Annotated in this window: 15 protein-coding genes; 3 read left to right on the top strand and 12 right to left on the bottom strand. The window is 61.7% G+C overall.

The features are described 5' to 3' along the window. Positions 1–232 precede the first annotated feature (232 nt). The 3 genes from nuoH to AC0C6X_RS24025 all read left to right on the top strand — a co-directional run bounded on the left by nuoH (position 233) and on the right by AC0C6X_RS24025 (position 2,391). Positions 233–1,219, top strand: a complete 987-nt coding sequence (nuoH, locus tag AC0C6X_RS24035) for an NADH-quinone oxidoreductase subunit NuoH (RefSeq protein ID WP_173515025.1) — start codon at positions 233–235, stop codon at positions 1,217–1,219. A 128-nt stretch (positions 1,220–1,347) separates the two neighbouring features. Next, positions 1,348–1,914 (top strand): NADH-quinone oxidoreductase subunit I, encoded by a 567-nt coding sequence (locus AC0C6X_RS24030; RefSeq protein WP_472955583.1) that lies wholly within the window; start codon positions 1,348–1,350, stop codon positions 1,912–1,914. A 36-nt stretch (positions 1,915–1,950) separates the two neighbouring features. Continuing rightward, a complete protein-coding gene (locus AC0C6X_RS24025) occupies positions 1,951–2,391 on the top strand; it encodes a CBS domain-containing protein (RefSeq protein ID WP_173515023.1) in 441 nt (146 codons plus the stop codon). A gap of 50 nt (positions 2,392–2,441) precedes the next feature. Here AC0C6X_RS24025 and nuoG read toward each other — a convergent pair whose 3' ends face one another. From nuoG to AC0C6X_RS23965, 12 genes are all read right to left on the bottom strand, one after another. Further along, positions 2,442–5,015: an NADH-quinone oxidoreductase subunit NuoG gene (gene nuoG, locus AC0C6X_RS24020; protein ID WP_472955581.1), complete on the bottom strand. Its 2,574-nt coding sequence runs from the start codon at positions 5,013–5,015 to the stop codon at positions 2,442–2,444. Positions 5,016–5,046: 31 nt separating this feature from the next. Next, on the bottom strand, positions 5,047–6,312 hold the full coding sequence (nuoF, locus tag AC0C6X_RS24015; RefSeq protein ID WP_472955579.1) for an NADH-quinone oxidoreductase subunit NuoF: 1,266 nt from the start codon (positions 6,310–6,312) through the stop codon (positions 5,047–5,049). A gap of 4 nt (positions 6,313–6,316) precedes the next feature. Further along, positions 6,317–6,829: an NADH-quinone oxidoreductase subunit NuoE gene (nuoE, locus tag AC0C6X_RS24010; RefSeq protein WP_472955577.1), complete on the bottom strand. Its 513-nt coding sequence runs from the start codon at positions 6,827–6,829 to the stop codon at positions 6,317–6,319. A 16-nt stretch (positions 6,830–6,845) separates the two neighbouring features. Further along, complete coding sequence (gene nuoD / locus AC0C6X_RS24005; protein WP_472955575.1) at positions 6,846–8,060, bottom strand: NADH dehydrogenase (quinone) subunit D; 1,215 nt, start codon at positions 8,058–8,060, stop codon at positions 6,846–6,848. A 93-nt stretch (positions 8,061–8,153) separates the two neighbouring features. Then, on the bottom strand, positions 8,154–8,690 hold the full coding sequence (locus AC0C6X_RS24000; RefSeq protein ID WP_173515018.1) for an NADH-quinone oxidoreductase subunit C: 537 nt from the start codon (positions 8,688–8,690) through the stop codon (positions 8,154–8,156). Continuing rightward, positions 8,687–9,190 (bottom strand): NADH-quinone oxidoreductase subunit NuoB, encoded by a 504-nt coding sequence (gene nuoB, locus AC0C6X_RS23995; RefSeq protein ID WP_173515017.1) that lies wholly within the window; start codon positions 9,188–9,190, stop codon positions 8,687–8,689. The genes AC0C6X_RS24000 and nuoB overlap by 4 nt, the downstream gene beginning before the upstream one ends. Then, complete coding sequence (locus tag AC0C6X_RS23990) at positions 9,178–9,543, bottom strand: NADH-quinone oxidoreductase subunit A (RefSeq protein WP_173515016.1); 366 nt, start codon at positions 9,541–9,543, stop codon at positions 9,178–9,180. Before AC0C6X_RS23990 ends, nuoB begins: the two co-directional genes overlap by 13 nt. A gap of 155 nt (positions 9,544–9,698) precedes the next feature. Beyond that, the gene (locus AC0C6X_RS23985) at positions 9,699–11,135 is read right to left on the bottom strand and encodes an NADH-quinone oxidoreductase subunit N (protein WP_173515015.1); all 1,437 of its coding nucleotides are present in this window, start codon (positions 11,133–11,135) and stop codon (positions 9,699–9,701) included. Continuing rightward, on the bottom strand, positions 11,132–12,607 hold the full coding sequence (locus AC0C6X_RS23980; RefSeq protein ID WP_173515014.1) for a complex I subunit 4 family protein: 1,476 nt from the start codon (positions 12,605–12,607) through the stop codon (positions 11,132–11,134). The genes AC0C6X_RS23985 and AC0C6X_RS23980 overlap by 4 nt, the downstream gene beginning before the upstream one ends. 8 nt (positions 12,608–12,615) lie before the next feature. Next, the gene (locus tag AC0C6X_RS23975; protein ID WP_472955570.1) at positions 12,616–14,376 is read right to left on the bottom strand and encodes a Na(+)/H(+) antiporter subunit D; all 1,761 of its coding nucleotides are present in this window, start codon (positions 14,374–14,376) and stop codon (positions 12,616–12,618) included. Then, complete coding sequence (locus AC0C6X_RS23970; protein ID WP_173515012.1) at positions 14,369–14,623, bottom strand: hypothetical protein; 255 nt, start codon at positions 14,621–14,623, stop codon at positions 14,369–14,371. The genes AC0C6X_RS23975 and AC0C6X_RS23970 overlap by 8 nt, the downstream gene beginning before the upstream one ends. Continuing rightward, positions 14,620–16,083, bottom strand: a complete 1,464-nt coding sequence (locus AC0C6X_RS23965; protein WP_173515011.1) for a monovalent cation/H+ antiporter subunit D family protein — start codon at positions 16,081–16,083, stop codon at positions 14,620–14,622. The genes AC0C6X_RS23970 and AC0C6X_RS23965 overlap by 4 nt, the downstream gene beginning before the upstream one ends.

Genomic DNA, 16,083 nt, shown 5'->3' with positions numbered 1-16,083 from the left:
GCCTGTTGTCGACAGCGCCGCGCTTCTGATTAGACGCGCAAAGGTCGCTGTAGCATTTTGAATTGCTGCATGTTTTTGTCCTTTAATCGCGTACGATTAAAGGAAACATACAGTAGAGCGCGTCGCGATCCTTCAAGTTCGCTTCTTGCGCTTTAGGTTTTTGATATTCCGCATGTCGTGGGCGCAAAACCGTTGCACACGTTGCGCGACATGCTCTAGGTGGCCGCGGAACATGGAAGTTCTCTTCGCCCTTGGCCTGATCGCCATCAAGATCGCGTTGCTGATCGCAATGCTGCTTCTCCTGCCTTTGCCTTTGACCTGGCTGGAACGCAAGATTGCCGGCCACATGCAGCAGCGGATGGGTCCCATGCGCGTCGGGTGGCATGGGCTGCTGCAGCCCGTGGCCGACGGTATCAAGCTCCTGACGAAGGAAGACCACATTCCCGCAGAGGCCGACCGTTTCCTGTTCAAACTGGCGCCAATCCTGGCGCTCGCGCCACCCTTTGTCGTGTTCGTCGCCATTCCCTTCGGCGAGACGATCTCAGTGCTCAATGCCGAGATCACCCTCTACGTTTCCAACCTGAACGTGGCGCTGCTTTTCGTCTTCGCGGTGATCGGGCTGGAAGTCTATGGCGTCATCTTCGGCGGCTGGGCCGCCAACAGCAAATACGCGGTCCTGGGCAGTCTCAGGACCTGCGCGCAGATGATCAGCTACGAAATCCCCATGGGTTTCGCGGTCATCGGCGTCGTCATGCTGGCGCAGTCGATGAGCCTCGTGGACATTGTGCGCGCCCAGAGCGACCTCTGGAACATCGTGTATCAGCCGATCGGGTTCTTCGTCTTCTTCGTCGCGGGATTGGCCGAAGCGCAACGCATTCCCTTCGACCTGGCCGAGGCGGAAGGGGATCTCGGCGCCGGGTTCCACACCGAGTACAGCGGTATCCGTTTCGCGTTCTTCATGGTCAGCGAATATGTCATCGTGCTTTTGGTATCGGTCCTCTCGGTCATCCTGTTTTTTGGCGGCTGGAACGGCGTCTTGATCCCGTTGCCGCCGCTTCTGTGGTTTGCGCTCAAGGTAGCATTCTTCATTTACGTATTTATGTGGTTCCGCTTCACCTTGCCCCGCTATCGTTATGACCAACTGATGGCGATCGGATGGAAGGTCTTGCTTCCTCTGTCGATGGCGAACATAATTATTACTGGTATTGCTTTTACTTAGGAGCCATGGCGGCTTCTCCACGTGTTTCCCTGGATCGGTGTCGATCTCAGGAAAGAACGTGCAGCGATCGAAGGGACTACAGCGACCCTCCTGCGGTGGAACGCACGCCGCTGTAGAACGACGCAACGATGTCACGCGTAGTCGACAGAGCTGGAACATGGATCGGCTGGGCGCTTTTTGTCGATCTGGCAAAAGCTTTCATGCTGACCTTTGGCTATATGTTCTCCAGGCCCGTGACCATGCAGTATCCGGACAAGGAGAAATGGCTCCCCTACTCGCGCTATCGCGGCCATCACTTCCTGAAACGGGATGAAGAGGGCGAAATCAAATGCGTCGCGTGCGAACTTTGCGCTCGCATCTGCCCCTGCGATTGCATTGAGGTCGTCCCCTATGAGGACGAAAACGGCTACCGCCACCCAGCAAAATTCGAGATCGACACGGCCCGGTGCCTGTTCTGCGGCCTGTGCGAGGACGCTTGCCCGGCGGACGCCATCGCCCTTGGTCAGCAGTATGAGTTCTCGAGTTTCTCGTCACGCGACCTTGTGATCGGACGTGATGATCTGCTTGGCAAACCTGGAAAAGCAATGACCGGCGGTGGCGTCGTCGCTGCGCGTCTGAACACGGAACAGGATGTGCTGGTCGAGACGAGCGAGCCGCATGGCTACAACTGGTGGCGCAACATCCGGCGAACGTGAAGGAATCAAACCGGGGCGCGAAGATAGGAGGCTCAGATGTTTGTCGGTGAAATCGTGAAGGACAAGGGCGTCGGGGTGATCACAGTCGCTCCCGACCAGACGATGGTGGAGGTCCTGCGGCTCTTTCGTGACAACAACATCGGCTTCGTGGTCGTCAGCCACGCGCCAGGAAGGTATCTCGGCACGCTGTCGGAACGAGATTGCTGCAACGCGCTTGCGGAATACGGTCCCGAGGCAGCGCTGATGCCGGTTGCCGACATCATGAACCGCAATGTAGCGATCTGTTCCACTCTGGATGGCCTGCCCCTGGTGATGTCGATCATGACCCAGCGGCGGACGCGTCACGTGCTGGTGATGGAGGAGGAGGCCATTGTCGGCGTCGTCAGCATCGGTGACGTGGTCAAGCATCGGCTGGACGAAGCGCAACGCACGGAGCGGCATCTGCACGAATACATTGCCGGCGCCGGTTATCATTGATGTCGCTTCGCGCCGGCTGGACGAGGACACCACGCCTTGTGGGCGTTTCGTCACGGTCCGCGCCAGATCCGGGCGCTGGCATCGATCTCATGCGCAGTTTGCGCCATTTGAACCTCGACCGGACACGGGTATTCACCTCGCCGCATCAGGCTGTTGAGGCGCAGAGACCGATAGTTTTCGGGAACGAAGACGAGGCCCATGGGAAACGCCTTCTCGACTTTGAGCCGCGCCGTCAGCGCACTGCGGGTCGAACGAACGACCACCTGATCGCCGTCCGAAAGGCCGAGTTGCGCAGCATCCTCAGCACTCAAAGCGACATAGGGGTCGTTGGCGACCGTGTTCAGGACCTCCGAGCGCTCCGAAAGATAACCATTGTGAAACAGGCAGTTGCCCGTGACGAGCATGAGCCCGTCGCCCTTCTGCGAGACAGGTGACGGAGCGCGGAAAGCGCCCGCCGGCGGCGTCGAACCGGCCTTGGTAAAGGCACCGTCGGCGCCAAGTTCGGCCCAAATCAACGCCTGATAGGCCGGGACCAGCCGGGCGATCTCTTCGAAAATCTCGACCTGCGTCGAATGCTGCAATGTTTGGCCGCGCGAAGCTGCGACAAGATCGAAGATCGCGAGATTGCCTCGCGCCTCGAAGACCGGTTCCCGGAACTTGCGCACCTGCTGGACGCGTCCCTCATTGTTGGTAAAGCTGCCGGGTTCTTCACCGTAACCCGCTGCCGGCAAGACGACTTCGGCAAGACCCGCCGTCTCCGTCAGGAAACTGTCCTGCACGATCAGCAGATCGACGGCACCGAGCGCCCGGGCCACGAACTCCCTGTCCGGATAGGCGATCAGCGGGTCGGCTCCGACGAGATAGAGCACGCCCATCTGCCCAGCGGCGCAGAGATCCAGCATCCCGTCGAGATCGGCGCCCGGCTCATGGCGGATTTCGGCCGCCCAGTCCCGGGCAAGAGCGGCGCGCCCCGTATCGTCGGCGACCGCCTGCAGCCCCGGCAAGGCACCCGCTACGACCCCCATGTCCCAGGCGCCCAATTGGTTGGCGCGGTCGAAGAGGATCTGCAATGCCAGGGTCTTGCCGAGGAGACGGAGAAGTTGCAACAGATTGCTGAGCTGCTGCAACGACGCGCGCGCTTCGGACGATCTCAGGAGGTCGACACTGACAAGCACGGTGACGGTGCTGCCTTCGTTGAGCGCGGCGGCCAGACGATCTGGCCCGTCGCTGCCATTGCCCGCCGGCCCGCCGTTTGTCACGCCCATCTCGTCAAGAGCGTCGACCGGCAGTTTCTCACCGGCTGCTACCGCAAGGCGAGCGACCACGGCCGCAAGGCTCGCGGCCTCCCCGCCGGGGGCCACGCGAACCACGACATCGGCATCGGCGTCGAGACGGGACGGCCGCGTCGTGAGCATGAGCAATCCGGTGCGCCGCCGCCGGGCGGCATCCCGCAGCAGATATTCGGTAACCGGGTTTTCCTCCGTCACATTGCCGCCGATGACGAGCACGCGATCGACGCCGATCACCTCCTTCAGCGGCGCACGCGTGTAGTTCGCCATCAGCGGGGCGAGCGCATCGAAGGGAGTAGACCAGCGCGACGAGCAGTCGATGTTGTTGGTTCCGAAGACCGTGCGCATCAGTTTCTGGAACTGATAGAGCACCTCGTTCGGCAGGCGCGGCGAGACAATTCCGCCAGCCGCCTTGCTTTCGACCGCCGCCAGCCGCCGACGCAGATAGGCTCCTGCTTCATCCCAGGAAACCGGAGCCAAGACGCCATCGCGGCGGATCATCGGTCGCTTGATCCGATCATGTCCCTCGATGAAGTCGAGGCCGAAGCGGCCACGCACGCAGAGCGTTTCGCGGTTGACGCCGTGCTCCTCCTTGGAGCGGACCCGCATGAACTCGCCTTTGCGCGCCCCGACGGTCAGCTGGCAGCCGGTGCCGCAATGCGGGCAGACGGTGTCGGTCTCGGCAAGGTCCCAGGGTCGTGCCTTGTAGCGATAGGGGAAGCTCATCAGTGCGCCAACCGGGCAGACCTCGATGCAGTTGCCGCACTGGTCGCAACTGGCAAGACTACCCTCGAACCCGGTGACGGCCGTATCCATGCCTTTCTCGACGGTGCCAAGGGCGACCGCGCCGACGACCTCCTCGCACATCCGCACACAGCGCTGGCACTGGATGCAGCGGTTGACATTCATGATGACGACTGGGCTCAGCCGAATGTCGCGGGAGTGGAAGACGCGCTTGGGATCATGAAAGCGGCTTTTCCCCGGGCCATAGGCCATCACCATGTCCTGAAGTTCGCATTCGCCGCCCTTGTCGCAGATCGGACAGTCGAGCGGGTGGTTGGCGAGCAGCATGTCGAGCATGGATGAACGCGTTTCATCAATCAGCGGCGTGTCGGTTCGCACGACCATGCCGTCCGTGACCGCGGTGGCGCAGGACGGCTGCAGCCGGCGCAGTCCCTCGATCTCGACGAGACACATGCGGCAGGAGGCAAGCGGCGGCAGGCGCTTCAGGTAGCAGAAGGTCGGAATTTCGATGCCCAATTGCTGCGCCGCCTGCAGCACCGTCGTGCCGGCATCAACGTCGAGTGTTTGTCCATTGATCGTAACGCTTACCATGACTTACTCGCGCCCTCGCCGAGGGCGTCCCTCAAACAAACGGGCAGCGCCGCTCCTCGATATGGGCGACGAACTCATCGCGGAAGTGCGTCAGCGAGGCCCGCAAGCCCATAGCCGCGCCGTCCCCCAGGGCACAAAAGGTATTGCCGAAAATGCCCTTGCACAGCATGTCCAGCTGCTCCATGTCGCCGGGCGCACCCTCGCCCGCCTCGATCCGGCGAAGCACTTTCACTACCCAGTTCAAGCCCTCGCGGCAGGGCGTGCACTTGCCGCAGGATTCGTGGTGAAAGAACTCGATGATCCGGGTAGCGACCTTGACCATGCAGGTCGTATCGTCGACGACGATCACCCCGGCCGAACCGAGCATGGAGCCAACGGCGGCAAGCGAGTCGAAATCCATCCCGACGTCCAGGCCCTGCTCCGGGATCACCGGCGCGGAAACTCCGCCTGGGATCACCGCCTTGATCTTGCGCCCGGTCGGCGGCCCGCCGGCATGATCCTCGATGAGTTCGCGAAGCGGAATTCCCATCGGCAGTTCGTAAAGCCCCGGTTTGCGCACATGCCCGCTGACGCAATAAAGCTTCGGGCCGGGGCTCTTCTCTGGCCCGATGCCGCGGAACCAGTCGGCGCCGCGCGCCACGATATGCGGCACGCAGACCAGGGTCTCGACATTGTTGATGACCGTCGGGCTGGCATAGAGCCCCGCGACCGCCGGGAACGGCGGCTTCAACCGCGGCTGCGCCCTCTTGCCCTCGAGCGAGTCGAGCATCGCTGTCTCCTCGCCGCAGATATAGGCGCCCGCGCCGCAGTGGACGTGCACGACGAAATTGAAATCCGAGCCTAATATCCGCGCTCCGAGATATCCCTTGGCCTCGGCCTCGGCGATCGCCTGTTCCAGGCGTCGGATCGCCAGCACATACTCCCCGCGGACGTAGACATAGGCGACCTCGGCCCCGATCGCGTAGGCGCTGATGGCCATGCCTTCGATCAGCTGGTGCGGGTCCCGCTCCATGATAATCCGATCCTTGAAGGTTCCGGGCTCTCCTTCGTCGGCGTTGCAGCAGAGATATTTCGGCTTATCGGCCCGCTTCGGCACGAAGCTCCATTTCATCCCCGTCGGAAACCCGGCTCCGCCGCGGCCGCGCAGGTTCGATCTCTTTACGAGCTCGACGATGTCGTCGGGCGTGTATTCCTTGAGCGCTTTCTCAAGCGCCCGATAGCCGCCGCCAGCCTCATAGGTGGCGATGAGATGTCCATCCGGCACGTACACGTTCTTCAAAAGAACCGGCTCGAACATGGCGCTATTCCCCCGGTGGTTCCGCAGCCGCAAGATCGGCGCCGATCGTCTGGGGCACCGTCGCGCGCAGCCGTGCGAGGAGCGCATCGATCCGCGCAATGTCGAGATTGCCGTGGTAGTCATCGCCGACCTGCATCACCGGGGCCATCTCGCAGGCCCCCAGGCATTCGACGGTCGAGAGCGTGAACAGGCCATCAGCAGTCGTGCCGCCCTTCTCGATCCCGAGAACGTCCTCCAGATGCCTCAGCAGATCCTCCGATCGCCGCAGCATGCAGGAAACATTGTCGCAGAGCTGCAGATGAAACTTCCCCACCGGCTCGGTGTGGAAAAGCGTGTAGAAGGTCGCAAGCTCGTAGACCCATATCCGCTCGACGCCGAGGATTTCTGCCACCTCCTCCAGCACCGGCCCAGGCAAATGGCCATGTTGCCGCTGCGCGATCAGAAGCGCGGGCATGATCGCCGAGCGCCGATCGGGGTACCGCGCCGCCGCCTGTTCGATCTTTTCGCGCATCGTCATCACGTCCAAATCCCCGCTACTTGTCCACCTCCGCCATCACGGGATCGAGGCTGCCGAGCACGGCGATCATGTCCGCCAGATAGCGGGCGTTCGTCACCCCGAAGACTGCCTGGAGGTTGACGAATGAGGGCGCCCTGACCTTCATGCGGAACGGCTTCGGCGAGCCGTCGCTGATGATGTAGAAGCCCAGCTCGCCCTTGGGCGCCTCGATTGCCGAATAGACCTCGCCCTTCGGCACGTTGAAGCCATAGGCCGACAGGTCGAAATGCTGGATCAACGCCTCCATCGAGCAATGCACGCGCTCTTTGTCGACGGGGAAGGCGACGGTCGGCATGTCGATCTGGAATGGCCCCTCGGGCATCTGCTCGATGCATTGTTCGATGATCCGGAGGCTTTCACGCATCTCATCGACCCGGCACCGCCAACGCGCATAACAATCGCCCTCCTCGCGGGTGATGACATTGAATTCAAGCCGGTCGTAAATCTCGTAAGGCTCGTCGCGGCGGATGTCCCAGTCGACACCGGAAGCCCGCAGGTTGGGGCCACTCAGGCCGAGATCAATGGCGTCCTCGGCAGCGATCACGCCGATCCCCTGGGTGCGTTTGAGGAACACCCGGTTGTTCTCGAGAAGCCGCTCGTAGTCGCGGATCCGGTTCGGGAAGATGTCGCAAAACTCCCTGATCTTCGCAAAAAACCCGTCAGGCAGATCCTCGCGCACGCCGCCGACCCGACAGAAGGAGGTGTGCATGCGCGCACCGGTGATCATTTCCAGGAGATCCATGATCATTTCGCGCTCGCGCATGACGTAAAGCAGTGCGGTCATGGCGCCGAGATCCATCGGCAGCGCACCGGTGATCAAAAGATGACCGGAGATGCGCGCGAGTTCCGCCATCATCACGCGGATATATTGCGCCCGGATCGGCGCCTCGATGCCGAGCAGTTTCTCGACCGCGAGCGCGAAGGCCAGGTTGTTCGACGGTGGGCAGAGATAGTCGAGCCGATCGGTCAGCGGGAAGATCTGGGTATAGGTAAAGCTCTCCGCCAGCTTTTCGGTGCCGCGATGCAGGTAGCCGATATGGGGATCGACGCGCTCGACATACTCGCCGTCTAATTGGAGGACGAGCCGGAGGACCCCATGGGTGCTGGGGTGCTGTGGTCCGAGGTTGAGAAGCACTTCCTTGCTATTGAGCGCTTCACCTTCCGGTCTCGTGAGCTCGGTGACTTCGGTCATCTCAACTCTCCGGCGTCGATCGGCCCGCGTAGTTTCACGATGATTTCGGATCCGTCCAAACGGAAAACCGCGCGCACCTTGCCTTCTCCCTCCCTATGGAATGTCCCGGGTGGCGAGGTCGGGCTGTGTCGGCGGCGGACCTTCGGCACCAAACGGGTTCAGCTTGTCCTTGTAACCCCTGAGCGGGAAATCCTTGCGCTGGGGAAAGCCCTCGAAGCCCTCCCACATGTAGATCCGGCGCAAATCGGGATGTCCCAGAAAGCGGATGCCATACATGTCCCATGCCTCTCGCTCGTGCCAGTTGGCGGTGCGCCAGACCCCGGTGACAGAGGGGACTTCGGGCGGATCGCCAAGTCGACACTTGATGCGGACCCGCCAACGATTGGGCAGTGAATAGAGGTGGTACACCGCCTCGAAGCGCGGTGTTTCGGGATAGTGGTCAACCCCGCAGATGTCGGAAAGGAAATTGAACCGGAGCTCCGGCTGGTCTTTCAGGAAACGGCAGAACTCGACGATCTTTTCAGGCGGAACGGCAAAGACATCAATGTCATGCGCGGTGCCGAGATCCTCGATCGCTTGCCCGAAGCGCTCCAGGATTGGAGCGCGATTGAGAGACGGCTCCACACTCATGATGCCGCAGCCCGATCGAGAGGCGTTCCGGCCAGTGCGCGGGACCTCTTGATCTTCTCTTGCAGCAGCAGGAAACCGTGCATTAGCGCCTCGGGGCGCGGTGGACAGCCAGGCACGTGCACATCGACCGGCACGAAGGTCTCAGAGCCTTGCACGACGGCATAGGTGTTGTAGACGCCGCCCGATATGGCACAGGTGCCCATGGCGATCACCCAGCGCGGCTCGGGCATCTGGTCGTAGAGCCGGCGCACGACAGGAGCGAATTTCCGGGTGACGGTGCCGGCGATGATCATCACGTCGGACTGCCGCGGCGACGGGCGGAACACCACGCCGAACCGATCTAGATCATAGCGCGCGCAGCCCGCCGAGATCATTTCGATCGCGCAGCAGGCGATCCCGAAGGTTTCGGGCCACAGGGCCGATCTTCGGCTCCAACTGATGACGCTGTCGGCCGTGGTGAACAGGACGCTATCCTGGATCGTGTTTCCTATTCCTCCCATTCCAGCGCTCCCTTCAGCCAGGCATAGGCGAAACCCACGAGAAGCAGCACGATGAAGACGAACATCTCAAGATAGCCGACGATACCGATCTCTTTGAGGACGACGGCCCAGGGGAAGAGAAACATCGCCTCGACATCGAAGACGACTAAGAGGATCGCGAGGATGAAGAACTGCACCCTGAACCGCCCGCCGGCTGCCTCGCCTGATGGGTCCATGCCGCATTCATAGGGCATGTTCTTTTCGGGGTAAGGATTGGACGGCCGCAACAGCGAGGAAACAAATAGCGTCACCCCCGCCACCAGAACAATTCCGGCGATCATGATAAGTACCGGCAGGAAATCCGCTGCAGACATATCGCGCAGCCCTGTCACCTATCGGGGGGCGTTGCACAAGCCGCGATCGACTCATTCAGGCCGGTAACGCGGTCGCCCCAGGGAAGCGACGAAGGGCATTCCTTTCCTAAACTGCTAGTTTATTCCGTCGGATAGGCCAATGCAAATCCGATCGCTCAGCCGCCGAAGGCCGACTGCTGCGCCAGCCTTAGAAACCACGCAGGAAACAAACCGATGCCGACAGTGCCGGCGGCAGTGACGGCGAGAGCAGCACCGACCAGGGGCGTTAGCGCCGGCTCGAACTCCCGCGCCGGCTCGCGCATGAACATCACCATGACGATACGGATGTAGAAATAGGCGGCAACAGCGCTCAAGAGCACTGCGATCACGGCCAGCAAGACGAAACCACGTTCGACGAGCGCCACCAGCACATAGAACTTGGCGAAAAAGCCGGCTGTCGGCGGAATGCCCGCGAGCGAGAACAGATAGAGCAACATCAACAATGCCAGCCCCGGATGCATCTTGGCGAAACCCGCATACTCCTCGATAACCTCGCCCGAGAAATTGCCGTTTCGCATCATGATGACGGCACCGAAGATACCGAGATTCATGAAGGTGTAGATCAGCAGGTAGAGCATCACGCTGGCGATCCCGTCGGCACCGCCGGCTACGATGCCGAAAATGGCAAAGCCAGCATGGGCGATGCTGGAATAGGCGAGCAGGCGCTTGAAATTATCCTGCACCAGCGCCACGAAACTGCCGAGCGCCATCGTCACCACCGCGATCACGGCCAATATGATCCAGACATTGGAGCCGGCAACAAGGGGGTTGAGGAACACTCTGAGGATCACCGCGAAGCTCGCCGCCTTGGGCCCGACAGACATGAAGGCGGTTATCGTCGTCGGTGCGCCCTCGTAGACATCCGGCACCCACATGTGGAACGGTACCGCGCCAATCTTGAAGACCAGTCCGGCGACGATGAAGACCACCGCCAGCAGCAGGCCCGGATCGAGCGGATCGCCGGTGACGGCCGCCGCCATCCGGTCCAGTTGCGTCGTGCCGGTGAGGCCGTAGACCAGCGAGACGCCATAGAGGAAAATCCCGGTCGAGACCGCGCCGAGGATCACGTATTTCAACGCCGCCTCGTTTGACCGTTGTTCACGCCGCAGGAAGCCGGTCAGCACGTAGGTGCAGAGCACCATCAATTCGAGGCCGACATAGATCGACAGGAGATCGATGGCCGAGGCCATGATCATCATGCCGGAAAGTGCAAGGAGCAACAGCACGTAGTATTCGCTGCCGCCGATCCCCTCTATGTCGGCATAATTACGCGAGAGCAGAAACGTCAGGACGACCGCCAGGTAGAACAGCGACTTGAAGAAGACGGAGAACGGGTCGGCCACGAACATGCCCGCATAGGCCGGCGGCCCACCCGACAGCGTGAATGTTGCCAGGGCGGCAAAGAGCACGACTGCGACCGAGGCCCAGACAATGATGGCTTCCTGTCCCTTCGGCACCAACTGTCCGACGATCAGCAGGATGCAGGCTCCCGCAACCACGGTGATTTCGGGCAGGCTCGCTAGGATCGACGGAAGGAGCGCTGCGGCGGTCATGGGCCGCTCCCCTTGTCGTGGAGTTGCTGCAAGAGATGCATCGCCGAGCTATCGATGATGGCGAGAAAGGGCTTTGGGTAGAGCCCGACCCAGAGCACGAAGACGGCGAGCGGCAGGATCGCTGCCATCTCGCGGCCATTGACATCGCGGACCTTGAACCGCGCACCGACGTTCGCCGGGCCAAGCGCCACTCTCCGATACATGCCGAGCAAATAGGCCGCGCCCAACAATGCCCCCAAAACTGCGATCGCGCCAAGGGCAAGGTTGGCCGCAAACCCGCCCGACAGCACCAGCAACTCGCCGACGAACGCATTCGTCCCCGGCAGTGCCATCGAGGACAGCACGAACAGCGCCAGAAATCCGGTGTAGACAGGCGCGACCTTCATCAGTCCGCCATAGTCGGCGATGCTGCGGGTGTGGGTCCGCTCGTAGATCAGGCCAACGAACAGAAACAGCGCGCCGGTCGTCACGCCGTGATTGAACATCTGCAGGATGCTGCCCTGGAGGCCGAGCGGGTTGAGAGCAAAAATCCCAAGCGTCACGAAACCCATGTGGCTGATGCTGGAATAGGCCACCAGTTTCTTCAGATCGTCCTGCGCCAGCGCAAGCAGGCCGCCATAGACGATCGCGAGTGCCGAGAGCGCCATCATCAGGGTCGAATAATATACCGAAGCCTCCGGCAGCATCGGCAGTGAGAACCTCAGGAAGCCGTAGGCGCCCATCTTCAGAAGCACTCCGGCGAGGATGATGCTGCCCGCCGTCGGAGCCTGCACATGGGCGTCCGGCAGCCAGGTATGGAACGGCACCATCGGCACCTTGACTGCGAATGCCACGAGGAAGGCGAAGAACAGCCAGGACTGAACCTCGAACGGCAGGTCAAGCGCCATCAAGGCGAGGATGTCGAAGGTCCTGCCGCCCTCGAAGTACAGCACGATGATCCCGACCAGGAACAGGAGGCTGCCCGCCAAGGTGTAGAGGAAGAACTTGAATGCCGCATAGACCCGACCGTCGCCGCCCCAGACGCCGATGATCAGATACATCGGGATCAGCATCGCTTCCCAGCAAACGTAGAACAGGAAGAGGTCGAGCGCCGAGAACACACCCAGCATCAGGGCCTGCATCGCCAGCAGGCTGATCGTGAACTGCTTCACCTTGCGGTCGATGGCGATCCATGAGGCGAGCACCGAGATCCAGCCCAGCAGCGCCGTGAGAAACACGAAGAGCGCGCTGATCCCGTCGACGCCGAGCGCAAAGGTAATGCCGAGCGCCGGCACCCATGGGCGCCTCTCGACGAATTGCATCCCGGAGGTCCCGGTGTCGAAACCGGCAAGCATCACGATGGCGAGCGCCAGGTCGAGTAAAGTGACGGTAAGTGCCGCCCATCGCACGAGATCGTCGCTGCGCAGGAACATCACAACCGCTGCCCCGGCGGCGGGTACGAGGACGATCAGGCTGAGCAGAGGGAACGCCATCACACCTCCTACTGCCACACGACGGCAAAAACGGCGACCGCCGCGATCACACCGGCGATCATGGCGAGCGCGTAGTGAGTGACGACGCCGGTCTGCAGACGCCGGAGCGCGCCACCGCCAACAAGGATCGCGCGGGCGAGGCCATTCACGGCGGCATCGACACCATTGAGATCGACCCGCAGTCCGGCCCGCGCCGTCCCATGCAGGAGCGGCAGCGCAACGGAGTCGGACACGTTGCTCACTGCCTTCTCATAGCGCGCCAGCGGCTTCTCGGCGAACCACAGGAAGGCCTGCGCGCCCTTTCGGTAGAACCAGTCCGTGTCGATGCTAACAGTGTTTTCCGGATCGAGCGCTTTCAGGAACAGGACAAAGCCCAGCGCCGTAAACATCAGCAGAGCGAGGCTCTCGGTGACGTGGGCGTCCGTATAGGGCTCGAAGGCGACAGGATGGGGAAGGAGCGCGTAGAGCGGCCCCGGGAACACGCCAATCACGATGCAAAACACCGCCGCAATCGCCATGGCAACCAGCATGTTGCGAGGCGGCTCGCGCCCTTCCAGCTTTCGATCGGTTCCGAAAAACATGTAATACGGCAGCTTGAGGCCGGTGTGCAGGAACGTCCCCGACGATGCCATCGTGAGCGCCAGAACCACGAGCGCCCGGTGGTCCTGCCCGGCGGCGGCTATAACCATCGACTTGGTGACGAAACCCGAAAAGAACGGAAAGGCCGAGATCGCGAAGGCGCCGATCATGTAGAGGGCAACCGTCAGCGGCATGGACTTGTAGAGCCCGCCCAGTTCGGTGAGCTTGCGCCGCCCGGTGACCTCGATCACCGCTCCCGCTCCCATGAAAAGAAGCGCCTTGTAGAGGATATGGGCGAAGGCGTGGCTGGCGGCTCCGTTCACGGCCATTTCGGTACCGATACCGATGCCCGCCACCATGTAACCCACCTGGCTGACGATATGATAGGCGAGCAGCCGCCGACAGTCGTTTTCCAGCACCGCGTAGATGACGCCGTAGAGCGCCATCACCGTGCCAAGCCAGACAAGAAGCTCGGTCCCCGGAAACGCGCGCGCCAGCACGTAGACGGCCGTCTTCGTCGTGAAGGCGCTCATGAACACCGCCCCCGTGACGGTCGCTTCAGGATAGGCGTCGGTCAGCCAGGCGTTGAGCGGCGGCACGGCGGCATTGAGGAGGAAGCCTGCAAGGATCAGATAGCCGCCGATACCCATCGTTCCCGCAATCGGGCCGAAGAGCAGTGAGCCGGCGGCGAGCCCGTGAAGCACGATGCCGCCAAGCAGAACGACACCACCCGTGACATGAACCATCAGATAGCGGAAGGCGGCACGGATCGCCTGTTCGCCCCCTTGCGCGAAGACCAGATAGGCCGAGGCGAGCGCCATGCCTTCCCAAAAGAGGTAGAGCGTCAGGTAATCGCCGGCGAAGACCACGCCGAGCGCGCCGCCAACGTAGACGAAGGCGGCCACATGCTGGCCCGCCGTTGGCAGATGCAGCGCGTAGATCGTGCCGATCAGCGCCATGATGGTGAAAACAGTGGCAAAGACGATGCTGAGCTTGTCGACCTTTGCAAACAGGATTTCCTGCCCGATGAATTGCCCCGCGCCATGATTGCCTGGCTCCATCGTGAGGACCGCGACGATCGCCAAAGCGGGAACCAGCACCAGGTAGGCCTTGCGGATCGATCCCTTCAGGAACGGGATTGGCACGGCGCCAAGAATGAACAGAAGTGCGGGATGGACGAAGTCAATCATAATAGTCCTCGCGCCGCATGAGCCCGCCCTGATGGCCGAGGAACTTGGAAACGAAAATGAGCAGCACACAGGAGCCGAAGCCGTAGGCGGCGGACCAGCCAGGCAAACGGTCCCATAAATATTCGGCGTGTTCGCGCGCAACCAGAAGATCGGCGACAACGACCAGAACGAGCATGAGATAGAACAATCGGCGGCGCGACCTCGCATGGCCCTCGTCACCAAAGAAATCGACGACACGCTTGATCATCTGACCACTCCTTCCGCCAAGGCGAGGAAGTAACCGGGGAAGATACCCATCAGCACCGACAAGGCCGCGGTCGCGACCAGCGGGATCGTTACCAGCGGAATTTCACGGACCGGCTCCACCGCTCCCGGCGCGTCCGCTTTGAAAAAAGCGATATAGCTCACCGGCAGGAAGTAGGCGGCGTTGAGGACCGAACTCGCCAAGAGGACGGCCAGGAAAGCCATCTCGCCAGCTTCGACCGAGCCGAGCGTCAGATACCACTTGCTGACGAAACCGGCGGTCGGCGGCACGCCGATCATGCTGAGTGAAGCGACGAAGAACGCCCCCATCGTCCAGGGCAGCCGGCGGCCAATGCCGGCCATGTCGCTGATGTTTCGTTTTCCCGAGGCGCAGTAGATCGATCCGGCACAGAAAAACAGCGTGATCTTGGAGAAGGCGTGCACCGCGATATGAATGATACCGCCGACCATCGCGACGGGGGATAAAAGCACCGCGCCTAGCACCACGTAGGAAAGCTGGCTGACGGTCGAATAGGCGAGCCGCGCCTTGAGGTCATCCCGCGTCAGTGCGTAGATCGACGCCATCAAGATGGTGAAGGAGACGAGATAGGCCGTTGCAATTCCGAGCCCCAGCCTGCCGACCAAATCCACGCCGAAGACATGGAACACGACCCGCAGCACGCAGAACACGCCCATCTTCACCACCGCCACGGCATGCAAGAGCGCACTGACCGGCGTCGGTGCAACCATCGCAGCGGGCAGCCAGGCATGCATCGGCATCACTGCGGCCTTGGCGAAACCAAAGAGGTAGCAGAAATAGATAATCGTCAGCAGCGGCGCCGAGGCATCGGCCCTCGCCAGCAACCCGCCGGGTAGAAAGTCGAGCGATCCGGCAATTTGATAGGTCAGCGCCAGCGCGGCGAGAAGCACGCTCTTTGACGCCCCCATCAAGTAGACGAGGTACTTGCGGCTTCCCGCCCAGGCCTCTTCGTCCTCATGGTGATAGACGAGCGGATAGGTCACGAGGCTCAGCACCTCGTAGAAGATCACCAGCGTGAAGAGATTGGCGGCAAAAGCACCACCGACTGCCGCCGCGAGACTGGTGGCAAAGCAGGCGAAGAAGCGGGTCTGTGCGTGCTCGTTCAGGTGCCGCATGTAGCCGATGGAATAGACTGCCGCGACAATCCAAAGGAGCGACGAGACGGTGGCAAACACCATGCCGAGCGCATCGACCCGGAAAGCAAAGTCGATCCCCGGCAGGATCTCGAACAGGCGCTGTTCGACGGTGCGGCCCGCCAGCACGGTGGGCGCCATCGAGATCACGATCGCGAACATGGCGACCGCGGCCGGAGGCGAGACGGCATCCCGGATTTTCTCATGCTTGTTAAGAAGGAGAACTGCAAGTGCCGCCAGCCCGGCGATGGCGACGGCAAGTAGCGGCCGGACTGACAGCACCGGTTCCAA

Source organism: Ensifer sp. VA4 (assembly GCF_055710065.1).
The sequence above is the reverse complement of the archived record's forward strand: the minus strand, read 5'-3'. Positions and strand labels throughout refer to the sequence as shown.